Here is a 26,576-nt window from a genome sequence, read left to right as displayed (position 1 = left end):
TTCGCATCGAAGGATATGGCACCGTTCCATGCGCACCCAGCGCCCCCGAGGCGCTATCGGTGTGGACGGGTGGTGGGCCACTCTGCAAGTGGCTGCCACGGTGAGGGTCCCACGACCCCAGCCCCGGAGCGGCCGGGATCGTGGGACTTGTTCAGTGCCCCCTGGCGCCCTTCGGGACTGATCGGGTGCGTGCGTCGATCCCTCGCACCGCGATGACGATGTCTTCAGCGGTCAGCTCTGTCAGCTGCGCATCTGTCAATTTCGAAAGGTCGGTGTCCGTCAAGCGCGCAATGGACGCACGCGCTGCGTGCTCGACGATGTAGCTCGCGAACCGAATGTTGGAAAGCACATCGAGCGGTGAGTGGTCTTCGTCGGTGTGCTCGAACAGGTGCTCGACCTCTGTGTAGAACGTCTCTTCCGAGCCGGCCGCTGGCAGGCGGCCAGTTTTGTGGGCGAACCGTTGCAGGTGCTGCCAGAGTTCGGCCGCCGTGGGGCGTGCGAGGTCGATTCGCGCGCCAAGCAGAGAATCCAGCCTGCGATTCGTTACGAAGAGATGCGCCACGTCTGATGGATGGCCGGTGAGGATCAGCGCGATGTCGCCGCCACTACCACCGTCATCCAGCTTGTCCACGAGCATGTCCGAAATCTCCGCCGCATGCCACGGCTGGACATCGTGAATGATGAGGGTTGCGCCGCTGGCTTCCTCAAGTACGGCCTGAACCTTATCCACTGTATCGCCCGGGTTCGCGCCCGCGAGCTGCGTCCAGCCGGCCACAACGACTTTTGAACTGCGAGTGAGTCCGCACGTGTACAACGCGCGGGCGAGCAGGTCAGCGGTATGTGACTTTCCGGTTCCAGGATGACCGGTGACGACGAACGTGCGCTCTACGGCACCGATGCTCCCCAGGCCGCGCCGCTTTCGTTCTGCAGATACCTGCGCCGACGCGAGGGTTCGGCGCAACTGGTCTTTAACAGCGTTTCGTCCAATCAGGTTGTCGATCTCACCGTGAATCACCTGCAACTCGGACCGGCGAGCGGCGTCAGCGATCTCCGCGAGACGTTCAGGTGTCGGCTTCTCGACCGGGTCGATGCCTGAAGACAGCGCTCTGCTCAGTTCCTGAACAGCCGAGGTTCGGTCAACGTTCAGTCCGTCCGGTTCGATGCTGCCGGCGACTGGGAGGGCAACGCGCGCCTGCAGTCCGGTAACAGGGTCGATCGAGCGGCCGGGCTGGTCCCGGGGGATCTCAGCGTCGAACCGCGCTCGGAGAATGTTCGGGGCGTGAGCGCGGTGGTAGTGCTCGCATGGAAGCTGGATATGTCTGGAGAAGTTCGCCTCGAGCCCGGGGGAGGTCTCCTGTGCGCGGGTCTGGTCTGTTGCCACAAGATGTACACCCAGTTCGCGGCCGAGAGCGGCGATTCGGTGTATTACCGAACCTCCACCGGCCCCGAATCCGGCGAAACCTGCAAGCCCATCAACGGCGACGATCACGTGGCCGTAGGGATCGCCGGGAACCGTGTCGGTGTTCCTACCCGCCAGATAGGCATCTATCCCTGCGCTGTGAGGTCGGGTGACAGCGTCGTGACGCAGCTTCATCAACCGATCGATCTCGTCCAGAGCCGCTTTCACGCTTTCAGCATCCCCACTGTGGGCATAGGCGATCACGTTCGCCGACTCGGCGACCGCGTGCAACTGACCGGAGCGGCTGTCGAGGAGAACGAACGAGACATGCTGGGGCGTGTGCTGCGCGCAGGCCGCCAGCACAAGGGTCTGCAGCGTCGTGGTGCACCCGGATCCGGGGTCCCCCGAGATGAGCCAGTGCGGGGTGTTTGAGCCGAGATCTATTGTCCAGGGGAGGGTTCGGTGATGCAGCGGGTCGTCAAGGTAGCCGATCTGAATCCCGAGCCCATCCTTTTGGCGCTGTAATCCAAGTTCTGGCAGTGTTACTGGCTCCCGCAGTGGTTTTGTCCACAACCGGCGCACATCCGGAGCTGGTTCACGCGACAGCCGATCAAGCAGCGCGTCAGCCATCGTGGCATTGCGTCCAGAAACTGGAGCGCTGTGGTCCAACGCTCTGATCTCGACGGGTGCTTCGTCGCAGCTGAACCTACGCCAGATCTTCCCGGTAAGCGGGCCGCCTGACGATCTTGCAGCGGCGTCGGTGCCGATCATGGTGATCGATTGATGTGGTGAACTCACTGCCAGGCAGTAGCGGAATGCAAGCTGCTCCAACAGCTCGCCAAACGTGGACCGTTCGACGTGCTGACTGCACATGACCAGGTGCATGCCAAGTGAACGGCCAACGCGGCCGACGCGAGTGAGAAGTTCGTCGATTCCTCGTTGTCTCGGACGGGGCCTATTGAACTCCTCGATGATCACGAACAAATTTGGCAGCGGAGGCCAGTCAAGCTCACCGGGGTGCTGTCGTTGCTGCTCGCGGTATTCGAAGATGTCCTTGCATCCCTTTTCGCCGGTGATGAACTCCATGCGGCGGACAATTTCGCCCTCGATCACCAAGCCGAGGCGATCCACCATCTCGGGGTCGTCAGCTAGGTTGGAAATGTTGGCCAGCACATGTGGGCACCGGCCGGGGTCCATGTCCCGGAATGTCGCTCCGCCCTTGTAGTCCGCGAGGAGGAATCCGATCCTGTCGGGGCTGTATTTGGACATCAGTGCAAGGACGATTGCTCGCAGGAAACGGCTCTTCCCGCTGCCCGTTCGTCCAGCGATCACCCCGTGCGGGCCGTTGCCGCCGCGATTCTCCTCGTAGAAGTTCAGATAGCTCAATTCCGGTAGGAGTTGGTCGCCTTCACGGTGGAGTGCGACCGGGATTTTAATCTCATCAGTGCGGTCGTTGGCCGCCCATGTCGCCTGGAAGTCGTGGGTGGAGATGTCGGAAATCCCGAGGGCTTCGAAGAAGTCCGGGATGTCGTTGATGGACGCGGTAGAGGTGTCTGGCGCGCTGTCAGTTTCGGTGGCGGTGACCGCGTCGAGTGCCTGTTGGTACTTGGTGCCGGGGTGGGCGGCCATGTAGCGGCGGGCCCGGTTCTTGAGACGTGCGGATTCAACCATTGTGGACTAAACCTCCTGTGTCGTGCGGGATGTGGTCTGAACGGTTCCGCGACCACCTGCCACGTCCCGCTGAAACAGGAAGGACGAGCCGTGTGCCCCTAAGGGGGCTGACCGCCGAAATCGGCCGGGGTCGCGGCCCGGCTCGAAGACGGCTCCCGCCCCACGACGAAGGCGATTGCGGCGAAAGCTAGGCGATGTCTGAGGCTGCCGACGAACGCGACACGGTTCGGCTGCCTTCAGCGCGCGGTCTTGGTGCCAGACACAGCGGGGTCTGGCGACGGTTCGGGCTCACCGTCATCCCAGCCCCGGCAGTAGGGGCACCACAGCAGAAGCCGGTAGTGGGTCGTCTCCGAGTGCAGAATGGCGAACAGCCAGAGGTCCATCGGAATTCGAAGGCGAGTGGACCAGATTCCGGTTGATAGAGCGCCCGGAAGTACGAGCGACAATAGCTGCGGGCCGACCAAGACAGTGATCGTCACCGCTATCCCCGATGGCCGGGTAACAAAATGGGCCAACCAGAGCCAGCGCTTCTTCCGCTGGGCGCGGAGTGGGGCGTCGGTAGGCACTTCCTCAATGCAACGAACACACAACTGCCCCCTGAGCCGATGCGCTAGCGCCGCCAGTGCACACACGGCCATCACCGTGCCGGCCGTGAAGCGGCTGGTGGGTCCCAGAAGGCCAAACCACGACGCGATACACACAGCCAGCCAGCAGGGCAGGACATAGAGACTGGAATGGGCAATCATCAACGAGAATCGCGAGGCTCGTGAGTCGCCTCCACAGGCATCCATGCACGTCATCTCAGGTCCTCCGTTGGCCGGGCGTTTTGCCGGCATTTTGCTTCGATCACGCCGCGATGCTCGCGCACGTCGACTGCTTCGACGAGTCGGCACGCACGACACGCCGACACAGCTGGTCGGCCGAAACGGTCGGACTAGAGGGCACGTGACAGTGCCTGTCGCGAAGCCGGTTTCGCTTCCAGAATCAGGTTGCACCCGCATTCCACGGATGCAGGTGACCGCTGCGAGAGTGCGCCGCAGCTGATCCCGTGTCTCAAGACTCCGTGGAGAGTGCACGACACACGGGTGTGCTGAATCCGCGCTGTCGCCACCTCAGCACTGTAATCTCCAAAATAGAGATAGAAGGAGGTTGGGATGCGAGGCGGAATCAGCTCCCCGCGGCGGCAACTGCCATGGAATCGCACCATGCACGAACGCACCGCACGCCGGCTCGTCCTCGCAACCACACTGTTGTGTGCCGCGGTGCTGGCCGGAACTGCCATCGGTGAGAACCCTTGTCTAGCAGGCCTGATCGCCGATCTGGTTGTGCGATGACCCGACGCGTCATGGTTCTCATCACCGCTGGCTCGGTCGGTTCGGTACTGGGCTGCCTCTACCTGGCGGACCTCGGCATGTTGGTGTACGCCACAATCATCGGTGCTATTTGCTGGATCGTGCTCGACTTCCTCAAATGGCAGGGAGAGTGAGGTCGAGTGCAGGTGTCGACCCTGGTGGTGGCTGGTTCTGCGATATATATTGGAGGCGTTCTCCTTGGTGGTGGAACACACGTGGGATGCGAGGCCCCGGCTCCAGTCGGGGTCTCGCATATTTTCTCTGTCAACAGTCCCGCGACTACTGAGCTGAGCTGCGCAGAGTTGCGCTCAATCGCCACGCACCAGGATCTGGCCAGTTACCTGCCCGCCGGGGCCCGTCGCGAGGCGATCCGCCGACTCCGAATTCATTTGGCCCGCATCAGATCCGCCACAGGCTCTGATCCGAAAACCAATTGCTCCACATCGCTTCTGTCGCGGACCATGATTCGATGACGACCGTTCTGCACGAGCCGGGGCCCAGCACGGTGATGCTCGCCGGCGACTGGCACGGCAACACTGGCTGGGCGACGTCGCTGATCCTGTCCGCAGGTGTCCGCGGCATCCCGGTGCTGCTGCAGCTTGGAGATTTTGGATTCTGGGTTCCGGGGCGTCGTACCGACGACTATCTCAACGAGATCGACACGGCCTGTGCACGTCACGGCGTCACCGTGCTTTGGGTCGACGGCAACCATGAATGCTTTGATGCGCTGTACGACCTGCCGGCTGACCCCGACACGGGACTGCGCCAGATCCGGCCGCACATCTTCCACCTGCCGCGCGGCCTGCGCTGGCGCTGGCACGGCAAGACGTGGATGGCCTTGGGTGGTGCGCACTCGGTGGACCGCCCCATGCGCAATCCCGGTGTGAGTTGGTGGCCCGAGGAACGTCTCACCGCAGCTGATGTCGCCTACGCGATCAGCGGCGGCCCGGTCGACGTGATCGTCGCGCACGATGCACCGGACGGATACGAAATCCCCGGCCTCGGAGGAGGATTCCCACCAGCCGAGCTGTACCAGGCCGACCTGCATCGGCAGCTGGTCGGCGAGGTTGTAGACGCCACCGCGCCAACAGTGCTGTACCACGGCCACTACCACATCCACTACACCGCGCAGCGCGGCCCGACACGGATCATTGGCCTAGCCGACGACGGCGGCAACTTCGTGAAAAGCGCCATGATCCTGGACCTGACCGTCTGACAGCAGTTGCCGTGGGCGACGAAAACTGCAGCTCGGGAGCGACTGTGCTCCGGTCGTTGCGGTGCCAGCGCATGTCACCAACAACAGCTCCAGGCGCAGCTGCGGGCTCGGAGGGCGGGAGACGGCGGGCCGCGACACTGACGCACATCACGTCCCCAGATGTCCGAAGCTGTCGAGCCTCGGTGCGAAGATGCTGTGAATGGCTGAGGAGATGGTGCAGCGCGTCAAACCAGCTCGCCGGGATGTCGAGCTGAAGGATCTCACCATCCTCGTGCGCGCTGACGGAAATCCATTCGCCGTGCGGTGCTTCACCGAGGCGGAGTATGGCGAAGCAGAGCGCTACGCCTCCGAGATCAATGGTGAGTTGGTCGATGTCTCCTGGCCGCGGCTGACTGATCCGACAGCCGGTGCCGATCAATCGATGTCGTAGTGGCGCCAGTGCGGCATCGCCCGTCACAGATCCGAGCAATCGCTCGGATCCGGTCCCGGTCTCCTCAACGTCGATGACATCGCGGCGTGCACGACAGAGCAGCGGTGGGTCACGCTGCTGTTCTCAGAGCGCGAAGGTGACGATCCATCGCGGGTCGTTCCGCTCGATCGCCGGGACAGATTCGACCAATACTGCCCGGGCACGTTCGGCGTCATCGAGACCGAACCGGTGCGCGATCGATCCGGCGACTGCAGCGGTGTTGGCGCCGTCCCACTGTCCGGTGGCTCGCTGGCCTTGGGGGAGGTACACGTCGGCGCGGCCGTGGCACGACACTCGGATCGCTTCGGTCTCGCGGTGGTCCCACACGTCGTAGTCCAGGTGCACGAAGACAGTCGTGGTGCTCACGACTGGAATGCCCCGCCGGCACCCACGATGCGGGCTGCTGTCGCCCATGCGAATTCGATGCGGCCGCCCCGCCCATCACTACGCGACACCGTGGCGAATGGGTGGGCACAGCCGATGATGCGTGCTGGCTCCCCGTCGAGCGTCACTTTCGATTCGCAGAGTCGTTGGCGTTGGACGTCGTCGAGTCCACCGTGTGTTGGCATGCGCGCATAGTGGCAGCTATCGCACGGGAGCACGATGCTCGGCGCGAGTGCTTTTGGAAGAGATCAGCTCAGGATTGTCAAGGCTTCGCTTTCCGCGCGCGTCCAGTGGCGTGGGGGTGCGTCACCTGTGAACGTGGTCTCGTCCCACTCAACGGTGAAGATGCCTGGACGCATCCCGTGGTCGAGCCAGTCGACCACGGCGCCGATCGCCCCATTAGCGGTCTTGACAACATTGCCGAGTTCGACCATGACGCCTTACCTTTCGACGGAGTAGATGCGGGTGTAGCTGAACCGGTCGAGATTCTGCTGCGACTTGATGGCGGTGAGCTGGCCGGCGGATTCACCGTCGGCGATGATCCCGTACAGGCGCAGTCGCCCATAGGCGTTGTAGCCGGGCTCGGCCAGGATCGCAGTGGCCTCCTCGTAGGTCAGGGTCTTTTCGACGCCGTCACCGATGATCGACATCAGCAGTTCTCCTCCATCCAGCCCCGGGCGGTGATCAGACCCAGCGGGCCGTCAGCCACCGTCTCATCAGGTTTTCCGTAGTTCTTCACGACACACGTCGCGGTGTTCAGTGGTGTCCACGCGATCAGGATCTCGATGCCCTCGCGGCCGTAGATGACCTGCTCCTGGTCTTCGAAGCACGGAGTCACCGAGACGGTGGTCCACCCGTGTTGTGCGGCGACTTGTTCGAGCACCGCGCGTCCGTTGTAGGTCATGTCGGGCATCGTGGCAGGGCCCGTACATCTCCGGTGTGCACGGCGCGACCAGCACCAGTGGGGTGGCGCATCTCGCCACCCCCGCCGCGATGTCACGTCCTGCGAGCGATCCGGCGACAGGACTGCGGCGCGCCGCGCTCGCCGGTCGGAGAACGGCGCGGGCAGAGTCGCGCTGCCATCCGCCGACGAGAGGAATCCTCCATGGGCAGCACGAACTTCGAGCAGCTACGCATCGACGTGCTCAACGCCGCACGAGAAGGCCGGGCCACCTACCTGCCGGCCGGTGCCCGAGACAACCACACCGCCGAGGTCTACATCGATGGCCAGCTGGTAGGCCAGGCGTCCACCGTCGCGCATTTCGTGCGTGAGGATCCGGAGAGCACCACGCGCTTCGGGGAACGAAAATTGCTGCCCGGATACGACCACCAGATCCCGGAACGGTTGCGCTGAAACAAAAACTGGAACCAGATTGGCCCCGGCTCGGCTCAATCCGCAGCGAACAGGAACGCGTCGCCATCTGCGACCCAACTTCCGGGCGGGAAACCGTGATCGGCGACGAGAGAAGCCAGGGCCGGGGTGCGCACCGCGAAGCTGGTCCCGCTCAGCCGCACCAGCACGGTGCCCTTGTCGTCGATCGCCTGCCAGTTCCATTCCGTCTCGCCGGTGGGTTCCAGCCGTGCGTACATGCTCATCTCCTCACGTGCGGACATCCGTCCGGCAAGTCTCGACCCTGCGACCCACCGCGGCGACAGGCGGCGCTGTTTGCTGGTCGACGCCGTCGCCAGCCCACTTCGGACTATCTCGCGACGAACGACAGGAACACCTGCTGCTTCTGCCCGCCGGCGGTCACGTCGAATTCTCCATCGTCGTGCACCGGGTCACCGCCTCCCGCGCGGATCTGGGAGGCGACGGATTCAAGGATCAGCGCCAGGGTCTCGGCGTCGTCGGGGCCATCGGTGGATGCGGAAACAGTCAGGTTCATCGACACGGCGTCAGTGTCATCGCGCCGGGGTGACCGGCCTCTGCGCGGCGCGAACACCGACTCGCCGTATCGGATGGCATCGATCACGCTGATACTGCGCTACACGGCCGACACATCGAAGTACCCAGAGCACGTCACTACAGCAGACCGAGGCCGCGCGCCACGACATCGCCCAGTACGAGAACGGTGAGATACGCCTCGCGAAGTTGTTCGACGCAGTGGGCCGTCCCATGCCGATCCGGGACGGATGGATCATCTGGCCGAGAGCGGCCAGATGAAAGCGGAAACGGCCCCGATGACCCGTTGATGACCCATTCTCTGCAAAGTGACCCGTGAGAAACGACGAGAAACGCCTGGTCGGCGGGTTAGTCGGCGATTCGCGAGCTGGGCGAAGGCCGAATCGTCGTTCTCACACGCGGAAGGTCGCTGGTTCGAACCCAGCCGGGACCACCCTTGTAGTTCATTTCAATTCGGCCGTCGGCCGAACCGGTTCCCCAGGAAGCCCGGTCGATCAGCGTCAGATGACCGAACCGGTGATATAGCGTGGCGACGTCCAGCTATTTCACAAGTGAGAGCCCGAGCATGACCGACGAGCCGAACGTCGGCGCATCCGGCGGCCGGCGCACCCAGGCCGAACGCAGCGCGGCGACGCGAGCAAGGTTGCTCGACGCGACGATCGAATGCCTCATTACTCACGGCTACTCGGCGACCACGACGCCGAGGATCGCCAAGATTGCCGGGCTGACTCGCGGGGCGCAGCTGCATCACTTCCGGGCCAAGTCCGACATGGTGGTGGCGGCGATCGAGCGTCTCGCGCAGTTGCGCGCCCAAGCCGTGATGGACGAGGTGGACCGGTTCGACCCGGGTTCGGACTTCTTCACCTCGCTGCTCGACTATCTGTGGGAATTGCATCAGGGCCCGTTGTTCGCTGCGACCGTGGAGCTCTGGGTGGCGGGCCGCACCGACCGCGTGTTGGCGGGCGAGATCGAGAAGGTCGAGCCGATCGTGAATACCGCGCTGATCGCGGCTGCCGAACATGTCCTGCCCGCGGCAGCTGCCGCGTCGAAAGAGCTGGGCGACTTCGTCTTTACGGCGATGGACGCCCTGCGCGGAATTCTCGTCGCCAGCTTCGTCGACGGCGATGCCGCCCGTGCGAAGCGGCGATGGCAGCGGGCCTGCCGGGTGCTGGTGACGGCTGCGCCGCCGGTGTTCGACGCTCCCTCCGGCGCTTGACGGCCAGCGCAAAGAATCTCTCAGCGCATCAAGGGCAATCCATTGAATAGATGCAGCTGTGCATGTATCTTTTGACGGGGACGGCAAATAGTTTGCTGTAGCCCTGGAGGTCGAGGATATGACTCGGTTTGTGCTGCATGCTTCCGGTTCCGCCTCGCCGTGCTGTGCTGGGCGACTCGTCGATCAACACGCTGTGACCAGGACCGGTGTCGTCGTTTCCACGGTATTTGCTCTTGCAACGTTCGGGTCTATCGCGGCGCACGCCACCACGACGCTGTACGTGCCGGGAACCTCGCCGTCTCCGCAACAGGCCGGAACGGTCAGCCTGGCGTGGATGGGCCCGGCCGTGACGCAATTCGCCAGCACCGCCTACCAGATCGGCTACCCGGCGTCGTTCTATCCGTTCGAGGGCACCATCGCGCTGGATCCTTCTGTCGCACAAGGAGTTACCGCTCTGGACACGGCGATCCGGGCGGTCCCGCCCGGAGAGCCCATCCAGGTGATCGGCGTATCGCAGGGCGACGTGGTCCTCAGCGTGGAAGAGCAGGCACTGCTCGCCAATCCGCCTGCGAACACCGACATCACGTTCGTCCGGTTCGCCGACCCGACCAGCCCGACGGGCATCATGGGCCGCGACGCGGGCCTGCAGCTACCGGGCATCACCTTTGTCGCCGCCCCCGAAACGCCGTACAACACGGTGATCATCAACCGCCAGTACGACGGGATCGCGGACTGGCCGGCCAATCAGCTCAACATCCTCGCCGACGTCAACGCCCTCTTGGGTGCCCTCTACCTGCACAACCAAGTCAACTACGGGGTGGACCTCAGCACGATTCCCGCCTCCGACATCACCACCACGACCAATTCAATGGGCGGGACGACCACGACGTACCTCATCCCGTACACGGGGTTGCTGCCGATCCTGCGCCCACTGCAGAGCCTGGGCGTCAACGAGCAACTGCTCGAAGCGGTCCAGGTCCCACTCAAGCGGATCATCGATTCGGCGTACACGACGTCGACGTGGTCGCCGGCTCGCAAGGCCTTGGCCGCGGGCGGGCAGGCAGCGTTCCTGACGGTGGTGAACACCGCATCCCGGATCGCATCGGATGTCGGTGTGGCACTGCAGAACTTCACCGTGCCCGCACTCAACGCCGCTGCCCCGCGCACCGGCACGTCGGTTAAGGCGGATAAGGCGCAGACGCCCAAGGCCCCCAAGCATCAGACCCGGGGAGCGGACAGGGTCCGGAAAATCGTGGGCGCCGTTACGCGCCACCATGATACGGCGGCGGGTCCGCGGCTGTCCGCGCCGAAGTCGCAACATCTCGTGAACCTCCGGCATTCGGTGCACCCGACGCGCGGCCTGGGTGCGAGGTGATCGTGGGCTCACGACCCATACTGACGGCATGGAGCTCGACCCACAGATCGCTGAGCATTACGCGCAGGGCGTCGAGCGTGACCGCCTCGCCACGTGGGGCCGCTTAGAAGCGGCGCGGACGACCGAGCTGCTGCAGCGGTACCTTCCTGCCGCGCCGGCAACGGTTCTCGATGTGGGCGGCGCCGAGGGCGCCTATGCACTGCCGTTGGCAGCGGCGGGATATTCGGTGTATTTGGTCGACCCGGTCGAGGCCCACGTCGAAGCCGCGCGGACGGCATCGCGACGACAGTCGTCGGCCCCGCTCGCCGACTCGGCCGTGGGTGATGCGCGTGACCTGTCACGCTTTGACACGGGCAGCGTCGATGCGGTGATGATGCTCGGCCCGCTGTACCATCTGGTGGACCGGGCCGACCGGATGCGCGCACTGCACGAAGCGCGACGCGTGCTCCGGCCCGGCGGCCGCCTGGTGGCCGCGGCGATCTCTAGATTCGCGTCCACCGTCGACGGTCTGCGCACCAAGGCCGTCGCCGAGCCAGAGTTCGAGTCGATCGTCGTGGCCGATCTGCACACCGGTGTGCATCGAAACCCGCACGTCGACACCCGGCCGGAGTGGTTCACACTGGCCTACTTTCACCGCCCGGACGAGCTCGCCGACGAGGTGGCGACAGCCGGCTTTGCGGGGGTGGAGGTGCTGGCCATCGAGGGTCCGGTGCCCCTGGGAGACGACGTGCTCGCGGATGCGACGACGCGTGCGGCAGCCTTGCGGGCGATTGCCCGCGTGGAGCGCGAACCCGCGTTGTTGGGCGCCAGCCCGCATCTCATGGTCGTGGCACAAACGCCGCCCACCTGAGCCGAACGGCAGGCGAGGGAACCAGTTTCACGAGTCCGATGCACTCATCACGAGATCGAGGTGGGTGTTGATCATGGCTTCGGTCTCATGCAGGCAATGCTGCAACGCCGCCGCCTCGGCCGCGGTTTCGTCGCCGCGCATGATCGCCTCGAGGATCGCGGCGTGGTCGCGCTCGGCCTGGTCGAATTCGAAAAGCTGGCCCGCCGGGTCCGACGCCCACAGCAGCGGCGCCATTTCGCCCTGGACCTGCACGGTGGCCGTGGTGAGCCGATTGGACTGGGCGGCAACCGCAAGACCGATGTGAAAGCGACTGTCGGCCTTGCGGCGGTCCTGCGGGCTGGTTGCTGACCGAAAGCTGTCGGCCAGGTTCTGCAGCCGAGTCTGGTCGGCGTGGTCGGACCGGGCTGCGGCCAACCGCGCGGCCGTGGTCGCGATGCTGTCCGACAGGTCGCCCAGATCGCGCAGGTCTTCGGTGCTGCGTTCGCGCAACCGGCGGCGGCGTTCCGCCTCGGTGACGACGCCGGCGTCGCACACCACGCTGCCGCCGCCACGGCCGCGTCTGGTCTGGATGAAGCCCCGGTCACGCAGGGAGGCCAGTGCGGCGCGCAGCGTGAGCACGGCCACCCCGAACTGCGCCGCGAGTTCCCGTTCGGCGGGCAGCATTTCGCCGTAGCCGATGAGGCCCACGGCGATCGCGGTCTCCAGTTGGTGGGCGATCTGATCGGCACGGTCGGCGCCGTTTGCCTCGTTGGTGCGCAGTTGCGCGACGAGGGAGAACGAACTGCCGCGCGTCGCTTCGGAAGGTGTTGTGCCGCCGGAAGGTTGGGCAGCCTGCGTCATGACAGCGCCACGATCCGCCAGGGCAGCCGTTCGGGGTCCCGTGAGCGAACCGGCACGGAGTGCACGATGCGTTCCGAATCGGCAAGCCGCAGCCGCGACCCCGTGACATGGCGGGCACTGTTGGACACCACGACCCGCTCGTTGGCGGCGAGCAGCACCACATGATGGCGGCGGGTGTTCAAGGCCCGCAACATCAGCGCCTCCAGCCCGGGGATCGACAGGTCGGCACCGATGACCGCCGTGCCTCCCGAGGCGGCTTTCAGAGGTATCCCCAAAGTGATTGTGCAGACGTCGATTCCGCCGACATCGATGTAGGGCCCGGTGGTGACGGAATGGCCCGCGGCGATGGGAGCGGTGAACCAATCGTGGGATTGGTAGTCGTAGAAGCCGACGGCGTCAGGGTTGAGGATGTGTTTGACGAAGTAGGAGTTGCCGTCGGCGTCACGGCGCCAGCACTCCAGCCACCGGGTCGCATCGCTCAAGGTGTCCGAGCCGAACGCCATGTCGAACCCTTCGAGCAGCGGCTGGTCGGCGGCGAGCAGTTCCTGCAGCAGCGGTCTCACCGATGCCAACGCGGCCCGGTCGGGAGTTCGGCGACGCTCGGCGAATCCGTCGATGATCTCGCTCACGCGCCGGTGCACGATCTCGACGAGCTCGAACAACTCGTCCATCCGGGTTCCGACCACCCCTGCGACGCGCTCCAGCAGCGCAGGCAGATCGTCTTCTGCTAAAGCCATCGTGCACACCCACCGTCCTCGTAGCCGCAGGCTAACATCAGCGACCCCGCCGGGACGGCGCCCGGCGGGGTGTGGCTGGCGGCGTGATTAACGGTCCGCCCTCATTCCCATGGTCCGACGGCAGCCTTCGCGGCGGGCGCCTCGTGATGCGACCCGTGGTGATGGTGGCCGGGATGGTGTTCTTCGTATTCGGTTTCCAGTTCGTCAGCCGATCCGACACCTGCCGGCAGATTGATGGTGCTGCGCGGACCGGTGTAGGTGTGCTTGACCCGCAGCTGCCAGGCCAGCCACAGCGCGAGCAGGGTGCCGCCGACGACCAGCGGCGTGTAGTTGAGGTACTTCCACTCGAAGCTCGCGTTCCACGGCACACCGCCCGACGACGTGGGCAGCATGGCGATGACGGTGGTGATCCCGATCTCGACGACGGCGATCGCGCACAGCCACTTGTACTTCTGGCCCAGATTCCAGCTGCCGGTCTTGAAGGCAGATCCCTTGCGCCAGCGCTGATAGATCGGAATCGCAAAGGCCAGGTAGAGCCCGACGACACCGATCGAGACAACGGCGTTGAAGGCCACCGGCACCGGAGCCCCGTTGACGTCGACCTCGACCAGTGCGGGCAGCGTCAGCACGATGGCCAGCACGGCAACCAGGGCCACGCTGTAGAGCGGGACGTTCTTACTGTTCAACCGGGTCCAGAACCGGGCACCGGGGACAGCGCCGTCCCGGCTGAACGCGAACAGCATGCGGGTGGTCGAGGTCATGCAGGCCATGGCGCAGAAGCATTGGCCGACAGTCGATATCACCAACACGATGCCGATCCACGGGGCACCGAGCGCTTGGTTGAGCACCGTCACCACCGAGCCGCCGCTGGCACTGACGGCGGCGGGATCCTGCACGGCGAACAGGAAGCTCAGCAGCAGGATCCAGCCGCCGATGGCCGAGTACAGGATGGCCTGCCAGATGCCCTTGGCCGCCGAACCCGCCGCGCCGACGGTCTCCTCCGACATGTGGCACGACGCGTCGTATCCGGTGACGGTGAACTGGGGCAGGATCATCGACAGGGGCAGCACGAGGAACAGGAACCCGAGGTTCGACGTGCTGCCTCCGAACATGCCGGTGTTGTTGATTCGCTGGGCGAAAACGTCCGAGACGCTGGCGTGGTGGTCGGGGATGAAGACCAGGATCGCGATGACTGCCGCGACGCCCACGACGTGCCACCACACCGAGATGCTGTTGAAGATGGCCAGCAGGTGGCTGGAGAAGATCGACAGCAGGGTGACGACGACCAGCACTCCGATGAAGATCAGGAACACCCGGGTCAGCGAATAGCCCGCGGCCCAGGTGGGGCTGTAGGCGGATATGGTGATGTCGATGAAGCTGGCCGCGCCGTAGGACACCGCGGCCACGATGGCCAGCAGGCCGAGGAAGTCCAGCCAGCCGGTGAAATAACTGGAGCGCAACGAGCCCAGTTTCGCGGCCCAGAAGTACATGCCGCCGGAGGTGGGCATGGCCGAGACCAGTTCGCCCATGCACAGCCCCACGATGAGGATCAGCGCGCTGACGATGGGCCAGCCCCAGCTGATGGCCATCGGACCGCCGTTATTCCAGCCGATGAAGAAGCTGATGAACGGGCCGCTGAGGATCGAGATGACGGAGAAGGAGATGGCGAAGTTGTGAAAGCCGGACCACGAGCGGTCGAGCTCGGCTTTGTAGCCGAGCTCGGCGAGCATCTCGTCATCGGAGCTCTTGGGAGCTGTGGTGGACATCGTTGGTATTCCTTGGTTTTCGACGATGGGCGGGGAGTCGGTCAGCCGACGAGCTGACGCAAGCTGTCGTTGAGGAACACGCCGTTGGGATCGAATTCGCGGCGCACGGCGACGAACTTGTCGTATTCGGGGTACTGCTTCTCGATGCGCTCGCGGGTCAGGAAGTGCAGCTTGCCCCAGTGCTGGCGGGCGTCGAAGTCTTCGAGCAGCGCGTCGACGTCGCGCAGGTATGGCCAGTAGTCGGTGCCGGGATGGCCTGATACCGAGAGCACGTTGGTCTCGCGCTTGTAGAAGGGGGACAGGTAGCCGTCTTCGGGGCCGACCCATCGAACTTCGATCGGGTACAGCTCATTCGGGTACTTGGTGAGGATCAGCTGCTGCAACGCCTCGATGGCTTCGAGGCTGCGTTCGGCCGGAACGTAGTACTCGAGCTCGTGGAACGGCAACGTCATACCGCCCATGTCGTAGATCCGGTAAGACCGGTCCACCCGGGCGCCGGGCGTGGTGCTGATGCCGTCGGGCTCGGTCACCTCGACTTCACGGTAGATCTTCTGATATGCCCGGTTGGTCATGGGAAGCCCTTCGGGACAGGGCAATTCGTAGAGGGCGGGCGACTCTTCGGTCTGGCACCACAGGAACGAGTAGTGCCGCAGGTTGGCGACATTGTCGGCGAGGTTCGCCTTGATCTCGTCCCAGTGGGGGTAACTGACTTCCTCGGCGAGGTGGTAGCGCGGCGAGGCCTCCAACTCGACCTCGGTCATGATGCCGAGCGTGCCCAGCGCGACCTGGGCGGCCAGCAGCTTGTTCAGGTCGTCTTCGCCGACCTCGACGATCTCCCCGTGGCCGTTGACAATTCGGGCCCAGCGCAACCGACCGGAGAAGCTGGTCTGCCGGATTCCGGAGCCGTGCGTCGCCGTGGCCAGCGCGCCGGAGATCGACTGCTCGATGATGTCGCCCTGGTTGGTCAGCGACAGCCCGCGCTCCCACAACGGATCACCGATGTCCTTGATGCGGGTTCCGCCGCGCAGCCGGACCCGGTTGCGAGCGACGTCGACGTCGGTCACCCCGGTCAGGGCATCAGTGTTGATCAGCATGCCGCCCGTGGTGACGATCGGGGTGAACGAGTGGCCGGCTCCGACCGCGCGGACCGGCAGGTTCTGTTTGATCGCGAACCGGACGGCGTCGAGCACCTCCTGCTCATCGCGTGGCGCGACGGTGAAAGCCGGTGTGCACGTCTGGTTTCCACCCCAGTTGGTCCACGGCTGGTAGGTGGCGTAGCTGATCGGCGGAACGGCATAGTTGTGGGTGGGCATGGCGTTTTACCTTCCGAATCAGCGGCCGTGGTTGTGCATGACGTGCTTGGTGCGCGAGTAGTCGTCGAGCGCGTAGATGGACAGGTCGCGCCCGTATCCGGAGCCCTTGAAGCCGCCCCACGGCGCTTCGGTGGCCAGCACCAGATGGGAGTTGACCCATACGGTGCCCGCGTCGAGCTTGCCTGCGACGTCATGGCTGCGCTTCGCGTTCTCGGTGAAGACCGACGCCGACAGTCCGTAGGCCGTGGCGTTGGCCCGGGTGACGGCCTCGTCTTCGTCGGAGAAGGTCTCGACGGTCACCACGGGACCGAAGATCTCCTCGCGCGCGGCCTCCGCGTCGCTGTCGAGGCCGACCAGCACGGTCGGTGCGATGAAGAAGCCGGGGCCGTCGAGGGCCGAACCGCCCACGGCCGCACGGATACCCGCATCTTTGGCCCGGTCGAGGTAACCGCGGACCCGGTCGAAGTGGGGTCGCGACACCAGCGGGCCGATCTCGACGTCGTCGCCGGCGCCGGGTTCGCCCACCGTGAACGAGCTGACCTCCTTGACCAGGTGCTCGACGAACGCGTCGGCGACCGATTCATGCACCAGCACGCGGCATCCGGCACCGCATTCCTGCCCGGAGTTCCAGTACCCGGCGGCGCGGATCGAGGAAGCCGCCGCGGGCAGGTCGGCGTCCTCGAAGATGACGACGGGTGCCTTGCCGCCGAGCTCGAGGTGCACCCGCTTGAGCGATTCGGCGGCCGCGCGGGCCACGGCCTTTCCGCTGTTGACCGATCCGGTCAGCGCGATCATGTCGACACCGGGATGCCCGGCCAGCGCGGCGCCGACGACGGGGCCGGTGCCCGTGACCACGTTGAGGACGCCGGCGGGCAGCAGGTCGGCGACCAGTTCGGCGAACTTGCACGTGGTCAGCGGTGTGATCTCGGATGGCTTGAGTACCAGGCTGTTTCCTGCGGCCAGGATCGGGGCGATCTTCCACGCCGCCATCAGCAGCGGGTAGTTCCACGGGGTGACTACGCCGATCACGCCGAGCGGCTCACGGACGATCACCGACAGATGGTCGGCGGCGTAGTTGCCTGCGGCCTGCGAGGTGGTCGCCCGCGCCGCACCGGCGAAGAACCGGAAGGTGTCGATGGTGCTGGCCACATCGTCGCGGGACACCTCGAAGGGCTTGCCGGTGTTGGCGGATTCCAGGTTGACCAGCAGGTCGTGGTGCTCGGCGACCCGGTCGGCGATCTGCAGCAGGATCTGCGAACGCTCCTTGGGCGTGAGGCCTCCCCACGCGGGCTGGGCTTTGCGTGCTGCGGCGACGGCCACCTCGACGTCGGCGGCGGTGCCGTCGGGCACCTGGGCCAGCACGGTCTCGTGGCAGGGGTCGACCACGTCGAGGGTGGCCGCAGAGGTGCTCGGCCGGAACGCGCCATCGATGAACTGCCCGGCGGGCGGCAGATCGCCGGCACTGATCAAAGGTGCTGATTTGGGGTTGCGGCGGACGGTGACGGGCGTGGCTTCTGGCAGGACGGTCATGTGGATGCTTTCGTGGAGGGTGATTGATATATCTCTAAAGCTTTAATAGTGAATGTTTACGCTGTGGCGTGGCTCACGTCAAGAGCTGCGAGTGCTTTTAACCGAGCGGAAACACGCACCCGCCTCGCCGGTGGTTGTCGGCGCGATTCGGTAGGGTCCTGCGACGTGACTCAGAGCGCCGTCAAGTCGGTAACCGCACGCATCGCCGAAGAACTCGCCGTCGGGGAGCGCCAGGTGGCAGCTGCCGTCGCACTGTTCGACGAGGGCGCGACGGTTCCGTTCATCGCCCGGTACCGCAAGGAAGTCACGGGAAGTCTCGACGACGGCCAACTCCGCACGCTGGAGGAACGTCTCACCTACCTGCGTGAGCTCGATGCGCGTCGCGAGGCGGTGCTGGCATCCATCGAGGAACAGGGCAAGCTCACCGACGAACTGCGGGCGGCGTTGCTGGCAGCCGACACCAAGGCGCGGGTTGAGGACATCTACCTGCCCTACAAGCCCAAGCGGCGCACCAAGGCCCAGATCGCCAAGGAAGCGGGCCTGGAACCGCTGGCCGACCGGCTACTGGCCGACCCGACGCTGGTCCCCGACGAGCTGGCCGCGGAGTTCCTCAACGAAAACGTCGCCGACGCTGCCGCCGCACTCGAGGGTGCCCGCCACATCATCATCGAGCGGGCCTCCGAGGACGCCGAGCTGGTCGGTGCCAGCCGCGAGAAATTCTGGGCCGACGGGGCGCTGCGCACCGCTCCGTGGTCCGAGGAGGCCGCGAAAAGCCCTGCAGCGCAGAAGTTCCGCGACTACTTCGAATTTTCCGAGCCGTTGGAGAACATGCCGTCGCACCGCGTGTTGGCCGTGCTGCGGGGCGAGAAGGAGGAGGCGCTCGCGCTGACCTTCGACGGCGGTGACGACGAGATCTACCAGGCCATGATCGCCCAGTCGCTCGCCATCGACCTGTCCGCGAACGCCCCCGCCACACCGTGGCTGGCGACCACCGTCAGGCTGGCGTGGCGGGCCAAGCTGATGATCTCGGCAGCCGTCGACGCCCGGATGCGGCTGCGGCAGCGGGCCGAGGACGAGGCCGTGGCCGTGTTCGCCCGCAACCTCAAGGACCTGCTGCTGGCAGCTCCTGCGGGCACCCGCACGACACTCGGGCTCGATCCGGGCTTCCGCACGGGAGTGAAGGTGGCCGTGGTGGACGGCACCGGCAAGGTGGTCGACACCTGCGCGATCTACCCGCACCAACCGCAGAAGCAGTGGGATCAGGCCAAGGCCACGCTGGCCGCCCTCGTGGCGCGGCACGGCGTCGAGCTGATCGCGGTCGGCAACGGCACCGCTTCGCGCGAAACCGACGCGCTGGCAGCCGAACTCATCGCCGATATCCGGGCCGCCGGCGCCCCCGCGCCCACCAAGGCGATGGTGAGTGAGGCCGGGGCCTCGGTGTATTCGGCGTCGGCCTACGCCGCACAGGAGCTGCCCGAGCTCGACGTGACGCTGCGCGGCGCGGTGTCGATCGCGCGCCGCTTGCAGGACCCGCTGGCCGAGCTGGTGAAGATCGACCCGAAGTCCATCGGCGTCGGGCAGTACCAGCACGACGTCACGCCAGGCTCCTTGGCGCGCAGCCTCGACGCGGTCGTCGAGGACGCCGTGAACGCGGTGGGCGTGGACCTCAACACCGCCTCGGTGCCGTTGCTGGCGCGGGTGTCCGGGGTCACCGAATCGCTGGCGACCGCCATCGTGGCGCATCGCGAGAGCGCGGGAGCGTTCCGCAGCCGCAAGGCGCTGCTCAACGTTCCTCGCCTGGGCCCCAAGGCTTTTGAACAATGTGCCGGGTTCCTGCGGATCCGCGACGGGGAAGACCCGCTGGATGCCTCCGGCGTGCACCCCGAGTCCTACCCGGTGGTCCGCCGGATCCTGGACCGCTCCGGAGTGACGCTGGCTGAGCTGATCGGCAACGAACGCTCGCTGCGGGCACTGAAACCCGCCGATTTCGCCGACGAGCGGTTCGGTATTCCGACGGTCACCGACATTCTTGGTGAGCTGGAGAAGCCGGGACGCGACCCGCGTCCCGCGTTCTCCACGGCCACCTTCGCCGCGGGGGTGGAAAAGGTCGGCGACCTCAAGCCCGGCATGGTGCTCGAAGGTGTGGTGACCAACGTCGCGGCGTTCGGCGCGTTCATCGACGTGGGCGTGCACCAGGACGGCCTGGTGCACGTCTCTGCCATGGCCGACCGCTTCATCTCCGATCCGCACGAGGTGGTGAAGTCCGGCCAGGTGGTGCGGGTCAAGGTGCTCGACGTCGACGTCGACCGGCAGCGGATCAGCTTGACGCTGCGCCTCAACGACACCCCGGAGCGCGATCAGGGCAAGCGACCCGAGCGCGGTGGGGACAACCGCGGCGGCAACCAGAACCGTGGTGGTGGCAACAACCGCCGCGACGGCGGCAACCAGGCTCGCGGCAATCAGTCCCGGGGCCGCGGCAACGACTCGCGGCGCCGGGAGCCGAATCCGCCGTCAGGCTCGATGGCTGATGCGTTGCGTAAGGCGGGCTTCGGCAAGTAGCCAGGCCTGCCCGGTCGCGCTCCGCGATTGTGAAGCCACTGCGAAAAATTTGCGGCAGCTTCGCAGTGGATGCACGCTCGCGGACGATCTCGAATCCGGCCGGGTAGTTTCGGGACATGGAGAATCCCGTTGCCGTTGTCACCGGAGCGAGCCGTGGCGCGGGCCGAGGCATCGCCGCGGCGCTGATCGCCTCGGGCTGGCAGGTGTATGCCACGGGACGGACCGTGACGGATGCGGACGGCGCCATCGCGGTGCCACTCGACCATTCCGACGACGCGGCCGTGGGCGCGCTGTTCGATCGGATCGCGGACGAGCGCGGCCGACTGGACCTCCTCGTCAACAACGCGGCCGCCGTCCACGATGAGCTGACCAGCCCGAAGCCGTTCTGGGAGAAGTCGATTGCGCTGGCCGACGTGCTCGATGTCGGGCTGCGATCGGCCTACATCGCCTCCTGGTACGCCGCGCCGCTGTTGCTCGCCGCGGACAAGGGGCTCATTGCCTTCACCTCATCGCCGGGTTCGGTGTGCTACATGCATGGCCCGGCCTATGGAGCGCAAAAGGCCGGGTTGGACAAGCTCGCCGCCGACATGGCCGTCGACTTCCGGGGCACCGGCGTGGCCACGGTGTCAATCTGGATGGGCATCCTGCTCACCGAGAAGCTGCGTGCTGCGTTCAGCGGGCACCCCGAGGCCCTCGCCAAGACCGCCGAGCACGCCGAAACCCCGGAATTCACAGGGTATTTGATCAATGCGCTCTACCACGATCCCGAGTTGGCCGCAGTGTCCGGCCGTACCGTGATCGGCGCCGAACTCGCCCACCGCTACGGCATCACCGATGAGGGTGGCCGCGTCCCGCCGTCGCACCGCGACATGCTGGGCGCACCTCGCGAGCCCAGCGCCGTCGAAGTGCGCTGAGCGGCGCTGCGGGCTGCGAACACGGCCGAATCGCCCGCACGATTTCTGCCTTTCTGTCACTGCCGAGAAACCGGGGGTGACCTGCGCGGTAGCCGCGACGCGGGGCCGGGCGGCCACCGGCGATCCGCCCAAAAGCCGTGCCGCGGGCCCATGACACGCGGACAATGCTTGTACACAGGTGAATTCGCTGAGACCAGGGAGGATCATGCGTGGACGAGGTTTACTTCGACTGATGGCGATCGCCGGTGTGGCGGGCTTGACGGCATGCAGCACCACGACCCACAGCGGCGGCGACAGCAGCACAGGGCCTGCGCCGGCCCAGGCGCCGTCGATCACCGACGAGTCGTTCGGCCAAGTGGGCGGCACTCCGGTGACCCGTTACACGCTCAACAGCGGGCACGGCATGCAGGTGCGAATCCTCAACTACGGCGGCATCATTCAGTCGATCGAGGTACCCGACCGCAACGGGCAGGCCAACAACGTGGTGCTCGGTTTCCCGAATCTGGAGGGATATCTCAACAACACCGGCGACGCCAAGACCTACTTCGGTGCCATCATCGGCCGCTACGGTAACCGGATCGCCAAGGGAACCTTCTCGCTCGACGGCGCGCCGCATCAGGTCCCGATCAACAACAACGGCAACAGCCTGCACGGCGGCACCGCAGGATTCGACTCGAAGGTATGGCAGGCCACGCCGCAGAACGCCAACGGCAGCGTCGCCCTCAAACTCCAATACCTCAGTCCGGCAGGTGAAATGGGTTATCCGGGAGCGCTGACGACCACCGTCATCTACACCGTCGACCAGAACAATCAACTGCGCATCGACTATCACGCCACCACCGACGCCCCGACCGTGGTCAATCTGACCAATCACAGCTACTTCAACCTGGCGGGGGAGGACGCGCTCAACATCTATGACCACAAGCTCACCATCAGCGCCGACAGCTACACCCCGACGGACACCACACAGATCCCGACCGGCCAGATCGCCCCGGTGAAAGGAACACCGTTCGATTTCACCTCACCGACGCTGATCGGCGCACACATCACCGCCAACGACCCCCAGTTGCTGCTGGCCCACGGCTATGACCACAACTGGGTGATCAACCGCGGCAACGACACCGGCTTGGTGCAGGCCGCCAAGGCCGAGGATCCGGCGACCGGACGCACGCTGACCGTCTCCACCACCGAGCCGGGCGTGCAGTTCTACACCTCGAACTTCCTGGTCGGCGCGTTCACGGGCACCAGCGGCCACATCTACCGGCAAGGCGCGGGCTTCACGATGGAGACCCAGCACTTCCCGGACTCGCCCAACCAACCGGGGTTTCCCTCCACGATCCTCAATCCAGGGCAAACCTACGATTCGGCAACGGTTTTCGCCTTCGGCACCGGGTAGGCCCGTCGGCATGACCGCAGCAGTGGGCAGAAGCGGAGCGCAGGCGGTGAGAGCTACCAGACGATCGCCACGATCAACACGCCGGCCACCACGAACACCAACACGAAAACACCGATGGCGATGAGCCCGGCGGTCGCGCTGGGCGAGAACCGGTGTCGCGCGCGGGGCTGCGGCTCCGACACTCCGGATGTTTGCGCCGCGTCAGGGGGAGTGGAGCCTGGAGATACCCCTCCACCGGGTTCCAGGCCCGGGGTCCGTTCCGGATCGGGGTCCGGAGGCAGTGCGGTCATGTCGTGCCTCCCATCGAAAAGCTCGCCGGTCCTTCGGCGCTCGACCGGCCAACCCCGGGCTACCCCGGTCGGCGGGGTGCCAAACCGCGGCGGCTAATCCGCCACGGTGACCGGGATGACCCCCCAGATGTCGTCGCAGTACTCGGTGATCGCCCGGTCCGATGAGAACTTGCCGCTGCGTGCGGTGTTCATGATCGACATGCGGGTCCACGTCTCCGTGTCGCGCCACGCGGTACTGACCCGCTCCTGGCACTCGACATAGGAGGCATAGTCGGCCAGCACCAGGAACGGGTCGTCATGGCGCAGGTTCTCGACCAGTGGGCGGAACACGTCGGTGTCACCGTGGGAGAAGGTGCCGTCGGCGATCAGATCGAGTGCCGCCGCGAGTTCGGGATTGCCCGCCACGTAGTCCGACGGCCGGTAGCCGTCACGTTTGATCCGCTCGACCTCGTCGACGGTAAGGCCGAACAGGAAGAAGTTCTCGGCACCGACCTCGTCGCGCATCTCGACGTTGGCGCCGTCGAGGGTGCCGATGGTGAGCGCACCGTTGATCATGAACTTCATGTTGCCGGTGCCCGAGGCTTCCTTGCCTGCGGTCGAGATCTGTTCGGAGACATCGGCAGCCGGATAGATGAACTCTGCGTTCTGCACATTGAAGTTCGGCACGAAGGCGACCTTGAGAAACCGGTTGACATCCGGATCGTTGTTCACCGTCTCTCCCACGGCGTTGATGAGCTTGATGATCCGCTTGGCCAGGAAGTAGCCCGGCGCGGCCTTGCCGCCGAACACGAAAGCGCGGGGCACGATGTCCAGGCCGGGATTCTGCTTGAGGCGGTGGTACTGCGTGACGATGTTCAACACGTTGAGGTGCTGACGCTTGTACTCGTGAATGCGCTTGACCTGGATGTCGAACAGCCAATCGGGGTCCAGATCGACGCCCGCGGTGGAAGCGACGTAGGCGGCCAGCCGAGCCTTGTTGTCGCGCTTGACCGCTCGCCACTGGGTGCGGAACGCCGGATCGTCGACGTAGACCTCCAGTCCGCGCAGTTTGGTCAGATCGCTCAGCCAGCCGTCGCCGATGGTGTCGTCGAGCAGGCTGCGCAGGCCCGGGTTGGCCAACGCCAGGAAGCGGCGGGGGGTGACACCGTTGGTCTTGTTGGAGAACCGCTCGGGCCACAGCTCGTAGAAGTCTTTGAGGACACTGGATTTCAGCAGTTCCGAATGCAATGCCGCGACACCGTTGACGGCGTGGCTGCCGACGGTGGCCAGATGCGCCATCCGCACGCTCTTGCCGTTGTCCTCACCGATCAGCGACATCCGGCGCAGGCGGTCGGTGTCACCTGGGAACGCGGCGGCCACCTCGTCGAGGAAGCGGCGGTTGATCTCGTAGATGATCTCCAGGTGCCGCGGCAGCGATTCGCCGAACATGGCCAGCGGCCAGGTCTCCAGCGCCTCCGGCAGCAGGGTGTGGTTGGTGTAGCCGAACGATGCGACGGTGATGTCCCATGCCTCGTCCCAGCTCAGTTGCCGCTCGTCGACCAGCAGCCGCATCAGCTCGGCCACCCCGATCGACGGGTGAGTGTCGTTGAGCTGCAACGCGAACCGCTCGGGAAGCTCGTGTACCGAGGCGTCGGCCAGGTCGTCGAGGATGTGCAGCACGTGCTGCAGTGAGCAGGACACGAAGAAGTACTGCTGCAGCAGGCGCAGACGCTTGCCGACCTCGGGTTCATCGTTGGGGTAGAGCACCTTGGTCACGGTCTCGGAGGTGACCTCGTCCTCGACGGCCTTGTAGTAGTCCCCGGTGTTGAACGCCTCCAGGGCAAACGACTTGACGGCCCGGGCGCTCCACAGCGTCAGCGCGTTGCACGTCTTCACGCCGTAACCCTGGATGGGGGTGTCGTAGGCGACGCCCTTGATCACCCGTCCGGGTACCCACCGCGCCCGGTCGTGGCCGGCCTCGTCGGTGTAGTGCTCGGCGAAACCGCCCCAGTTCACCTCATAGCTCACATCGGGTTTGGCGATCTCCCAAGGGTTTCCGTTGTCGAGCCAGTTGTCGGTCTTCTCGACCTGCCAGCCGTCGTGGATCTCCTGGTCGAAGATGCCGAACTCGTAGCGAATGCCGTAACCGATCGCCGGGCGCTCCAGCGTCGCCAGCGAGTCGAGATAGCACGCGGCGAGCCGGCCGAGGCCGCCGTTGCCCAGACCGGGTTCCTCCTCGCAGGCCAGCACCTCGTCGAGATCCTGACCCAGCTCGGCCAGTGCGGCACGCGCGGCGGATTCGATCTGCAGGTTCAGCAGATTGGCGCCCAGCTGCGGGCCCATCAGGAACTCGGCCGACAGATAGCACGTGACCTTGCGGCCCAGGTCGAGCGATGTCTGGGTCGACGCGACCCGGTTGTCCTGCATGCGGTCCCGCACGGCCAGCGCAAGCGCGCGGTAGTAGTGTGCCGGGCGCAGCGCGGCGGCCGGACGGCCGATCGAGTACCGCAGGTGGTCGACGATGCCGCGACGCAGGGCGTCGGCAGACAGGCCGGTGCGGCTGCGTTCGTCGGTGGGCGCGTTCTGAGCGACGTCGGTCATGGCGGGAGTCTGACAGCTGCACGTGCACGGCAAACCTGTAATGGGCATCCGGCAAGTGAACTGCCGCCAGGTGGATCAGACGTTCTGCTTCGTCAACTGGTCGCGGCGCTGCTTGGCCCATTCGCCCATCTGAAACCCCGGCTGGTAGTCGCAGACCGAAAGCATCAGTGCCGCACGGGCAGTCACCGCCAGACCGTAGTCACAGTTCCACCCCGGCCGAGTCATCGCCCACGTCAGGACGCCGTCGGCGGGTGTGGTCACCGCGTCGAGCCGCATCGCCCGCGACGGTCCGGTCGGCGAGATGCCCACGGCGTTGGTGGTGCACCTCGACACCGCGCTCGACCCGTCGCGCACCACCGCGGGAATGTCGAGATCCTCCTCGTAGGTGCTCACGGTCTCGGCCATCATGACCCCGCCGGACGTGCGGTACCCGGTCTCGGCGTGATCGGCCGCGCCGGGCGGGACCAGAGGCGAACCGAGGAACAGGGTTGCCGCCGTACATTCCTGGGGCTGGGCCGCGGTGAAGTAGCTCGTCCCCACCGGAATCTGCGATGCGGGCCCGGCCGGTGTCCGGGTGCCCTCGGCCAGCAGCAGGGTCCGGGCGAACACGACGGGGTGGGACTGCGCGCGATTGGCAGCGCCGGATACCACGTCGGTGCAGCCGCTCAGCAGGCCCGCGACCAGCATCGAGACGGTGACGACGCGCACGCGCACCGTGGGTGGGGCAGCTGCTGGGCCGGCCGGTGAGTCGCTCAGATTCACGCGCACCACCATGTCACCTCCGGATCGGCGGTCCGCAGGCAATACGGTGGCGGG

General features: G+C 65.6%; 27 protein-coding genes. 11 read left to right on the top strand and 16 right to left on the bottom strand.

What is annotated here, in order from left to right; all coding sequences use genetic code 11:
- Positions 1-151 precede the first annotated feature (151 nt).
- Positions 152-3,070 carry an FtsK/SpoIIIE domain-containing protein gene (locus BTO20_RS19575; RefSeq protein ID WP_087077926.1) on the bottom strand — a complete coding sequence of 973 codons (2,919 nt, stop codon included), beginning with the start codon at positions 3,068-3,070 and terminating at the stop codon, positions 152-154.
- A 1,154-nt stretch (positions 3,071-4,224) separates the two neighbouring features.
- On the opposite strand from BTO20_RS19575, the gene BTO20_RS39385 reads away from it, so the two are divergent.
- The 4 genes from BTO20_RS39385 to BTO20_RS19565 all read left to right on the top strand — a co-directional run bounded on the left by BTO20_RS39385 (position 4,225) and on the right by BTO20_RS19565 (position 6,068).
- Positions 4,225-4,404 carry a hypothetical protein gene (locus BTO20_RS39385; protein ID WP_157680250.1) on the top strand — a complete coding sequence of 60 codons (180 nt, stop codon included), beginning with the start codon at positions 4,225-4,227 and terminating at the stop codon, positions 4,402-4,404.
- Positions 4,401-4,556 (top strand): hypothetical protein, encoded by a 156-nt coding sequence (locus BTO20_RS39380; RefSeq protein WP_157680249.1) that lies wholly within the window; start codon positions 4,401-4,403, stop codon positions 4,554-4,556. The genes BTO20_RS39385 and BTO20_RS39380 overlap by 4 nt, the downstream gene beginning before the upstream one ends.
- Positions 4,557-4,891: 335 nt before the next feature.
- Positions 4,892-5,638: a metallophosphoesterase family protein gene (locus BTO20_RS19570; protein WP_087077925.1), complete on the top strand. Its 747-nt coding sequence runs from the start codon at positions 4,892-4,894 to the stop codon at positions 5,636-5,638.
- Positions 5,639-5,837: 199 nt separating this feature from the next.
- Positions 5,838-6,068 (top strand): hypothetical protein, encoded by a 231-nt coding sequence (locus tag BTO20_RS19565; protein ID WP_087077924.1) that lies wholly within the window; start codon positions 5,838-5,840, stop codon positions 6,066-6,068.
- Between the two features lie 123 nt (positions 6,069-6,191).
- On the opposite strand, the gene BTO20_RS19560 is transcribed toward BTO20_RS19565, so the two are convergent.
- The 5 genes from BTO20_RS19560 to BTO20_RS19545 all read right to left on the bottom strand — a co-directional run bounded on the left by BTO20_RS19560 (position 6,192) and on the right by BTO20_RS19545 (position 7,395).
- Positions 6,192-6,473 (bottom strand): hypothetical protein, encoded by a 282-nt coding sequence (locus tag BTO20_RS19560; RefSeq protein ID WP_087077923.1) that lies wholly within the window; start codon positions 6,471-6,473, stop codon positions 6,192-6,194.
- A complete protein-coding gene (locus BTO20_RS39375; RefSeq protein WP_157680248.1) occupies positions 6,470-6,676 on the bottom strand; it encodes a hypothetical protein in 207 nt (68 codons plus the stop codon). Before BTO20_RS39375 ends, BTO20_RS19560 begins: the two co-directional genes overlap by 4 nt.
- A 63-nt stretch (positions 6,677-6,739) precedes the next feature.
- On the bottom strand, positions 6,740-6,925 hold the full coding sequence (locus BTO20_RS19555; RefSeq protein ID WP_087077922.1) for a hypothetical protein: 186 nt from the start codon (positions 6,923-6,925) through the stop codon (positions 6,740-6,742).
- Between the two features lie 6 nt (positions 6,926-6,931).
- Positions 6,932-7,141: a hypothetical protein gene (locus BTO20_RS19550; protein ID WP_087077921.1), complete on the bottom strand. Its 210-nt coding sequence runs from the start codon at positions 7,139-7,141 to the stop codon at positions 6,932-6,934.
- On the bottom strand, positions 7,141-7,395 hold the full coding sequence (locus tag BTO20_RS19545) for a hypothetical protein (RefSeq protein WP_087077920.1): 255 nt from the start codon (positions 7,393-7,395) through the stop codon (positions 7,141-7,143). The genes BTO20_RS19550 and BTO20_RS19545 overlap by 1 nt, the downstream gene beginning before the upstream one ends.
- Positions 7,396-7,596: 201 nt before the next feature.
- On the opposite strand from BTO20_RS19545, the gene BTO20_RS19540 reads away from it, so the two are divergent.
- Positions 7,597-7,845 (top strand): hypothetical protein, encoded by a 249-nt coding sequence (locus BTO20_RS19540; RefSeq protein ID WP_087077919.1) that lies wholly within the window; start codon positions 7,597-7,599, stop codon positions 7,843-7,845.
- 35 nt (positions 7,846-7,880) lie between these two features.
- Here BTO20_RS19540 and BTO20_RS19535 read toward each other — a convergent pair whose 3' ends face one another.
- Both BTO20_RS19535 and BTO20_RS19530 read right to left on the bottom strand, forming a co-directional pair.
- Positions 7,881-8,105 (bottom strand): hypothetical protein, encoded by a 225-nt coding sequence (locus BTO20_RS19535; protein ID WP_087077918.1) that lies wholly within the window; start codon positions 8,103-8,105, stop codon positions 7,881-7,883.
- Positions 8,106-8,191: 86 nt separating this feature from the next.
- Positions 8,192-8,383 (bottom strand): hypothetical protein, encoded by a 192-nt coding sequence (locus BTO20_RS19530; protein ID WP_198343990.1) that lies wholly within the window; start codon positions 8,381-8,383, stop codon positions 8,192-8,194.
- 576 nt (positions 8,384-8,959) lie between these two features.
- On the opposite strand from BTO20_RS19530, the gene BTO20_RS19525 reads away from it, so the two are divergent.
- From BTO20_RS19525 to BTO20_RS19515, 3 genes are all read left to right on the top strand, one after another.
- Positions 8,960-9,610 carry a TetR/AcrR family transcriptional regulator gene (locus BTO20_RS19525; protein ID WP_087077916.1) on the top strand — a complete coding sequence of 217 codons (651 nt, stop codon included), beginning with the start codon at positions 8,960-8,962 and terminating at the stop codon, positions 9,608-9,610.
- Positions 9,611-9,803: 193 nt separating this feature from the next.
- Positions 9,804-10,985 (top strand): PE-PPE domain-containing protein, encoded by a 1,182-nt coding sequence (locus tag BTO20_RS19520; protein ID WP_157680247.1) that lies wholly within the window; start codon positions 9,804-9,806, stop codon positions 10,983-10,985.
- Between the two features lie 28 nt (positions 10,986-11,013).
- Positions 11,014-11,835: a class I SAM-dependent methyltransferase gene (locus tag BTO20_RS19515; protein ID WP_087077914.1), complete on the top strand. Its 822-nt coding sequence runs from the start codon at positions 11,014-11,016 to the stop codon at positions 11,833-11,835.
- 27 nt (positions 11,836-11,862) lie between these two features.
- On the opposite strand, the gene BTO20_RS19510 is transcribed toward BTO20_RS19515, so the two are convergent.
- The 5 genes from BTO20_RS19510 to BTO20_RS19490 all read right to left on the bottom strand — a co-directional run bounded on the left by BTO20_RS19510 (position 11,863) and on the right by BTO20_RS19490 (position 18,021).
- Complete coding sequence (locus BTO20_RS19510) at positions 11,863-12,675, bottom strand: FadR/GntR family transcriptional regulator (RefSeq protein ID WP_087077913.1); 813 nt, start codon at positions 12,673-12,675, stop codon at positions 11,863-11,865.
- Complete coding sequence (locus BTO20_RS19505; protein WP_157680246.1) at positions 12,672-13,412, bottom strand: cache domain-containing protein; 741 nt, start codon at positions 13,410-13,412, stop codon at positions 12,672-12,674. The genes BTO20_RS19510 and BTO20_RS19505 overlap by 4 nt, the downstream gene beginning before the upstream one ends.
- A gap of 101 nt (positions 13,413-13,513) precedes the next feature.
- Complete coding sequence (locus tag BTO20_RS19500) at positions 13,514-15,178, bottom strand: amino acid permease (protein ID WP_087077911.1); 1,665 nt, start codon at positions 15,176-15,178, stop codon at positions 13,514-13,516.
- Positions 15,179-15,219: 41 nt separating this feature from the next.
- On the bottom strand, positions 15,220-16,491 hold the full coding sequence (locus BTO20_RS19495) for a D-arabinono-1,4-lactone oxidase (RefSeq protein ID WP_087077910.1): 1,272 nt from the start codon (positions 16,489-16,491) through the stop codon (positions 15,220-15,222).
- Positions 16,492-16,509: 18 nt separating this feature from the next.
- Entirely contained in the window at positions 16,510-18,021 is a 1,512-nt protein-coding gene (locus BTO20_RS19490) for an aldehyde dehydrogenase family protein (RefSeq protein WP_087077909.1), read from the bottom strand.
- A 165-nt stretch (positions 18,022-18,186) separates the two neighbouring features.
- Here BTO20_RS19490 and BTO20_RS19485 point away from each other — a divergent pair, with 165 nt between their 5' ends.
- From BTO20_RS19485 to BTO20_RS19475, 3 genes are all read left to right on the top strand, one after another.
- On the top strand, positions 18,187-20,580 hold the full coding sequence (locus BTO20_RS19485) for a Tex family protein (protein WP_087077908.1): 2,394 nt from the start codon (positions 18,187-18,189) through the stop codon (positions 20,578-20,580).
- Positions 20,581-20,696: 116 nt separating this feature from the next.
- Complete coding sequence (locus BTO20_RS19480; RefSeq protein WP_087077907.1) at positions 20,697-21,494, top strand: SDR family NAD(P)-dependent oxidoreductase; 798 nt, start codon at positions 20,697-20,699, stop codon at positions 21,492-21,494.
- Between the two features lie 232 nt (positions 21,495-21,726).
- Positions 21,727-22,890, top strand: a complete 1,164-nt coding sequence (locus tag BTO20_RS19475) for an aldose epimerase family protein (protein WP_232490769.1) — start codon at positions 21,727-21,729, stop codon at positions 22,888-22,890.
- A gap of 53 nt (positions 22,891-22,943) precedes the next feature.
- On the opposite strand, the gene BTO20_RS19470 is transcribed toward BTO20_RS19475, so the two are convergent.
- From BTO20_RS19470 to BTO20_RS19460, 3 genes are all read right to left on the bottom strand, one after another.
- Positions 22,944-23,180 carry a DUF6480 family protein gene (locus BTO20_RS19470; RefSeq protein ID WP_087077905.1) on the bottom strand — a complete coding sequence of 79 codons (237 nt, stop codon included), beginning with the start codon at positions 23,178-23,180 and terminating at the stop codon, positions 22,944-22,946.
- A 93-nt stretch (positions 23,181-23,273) separates the two neighbouring features.
- Entirely contained in the window at positions 23,274-25,760 is a 2,487-nt protein-coding gene (locus tag BTO20_RS19465; RefSeq protein ID WP_087077904.1) for a glycogen/starch/alpha-glucan phosphorylase, read from the bottom strand.
- A 75-nt stretch (positions 25,761-25,835) separates the two neighbouring features.
- Positions 25,836-26,522: a hypothetical protein gene (locus BTO20_RS19460; RefSeq protein WP_232490768.1), complete on the bottom strand. Its 687-nt coding sequence runs from the start codon at positions 26,520-26,522 to the stop codon at positions 25,836-25,838.
- Positions 26,523-26,576 lie beyond the last annotated feature (54 nt).

The organism is Mycobacterium dioxanotrophicus (genome assembly GCF_002157835.1).
GTDB classification, from domain to species: Bacteria; Actinomycetota; Actinomycetes; order Mycobacteriales; family Mycobacteriaceae; genus Mycobacterium; species Mycobacterium dioxanotrophicus.
The sequence above is the reverse complement of the archived record's forward strand: the minus strand, read 5'-3'. Positions and strand labels throughout refer to the sequence as shown.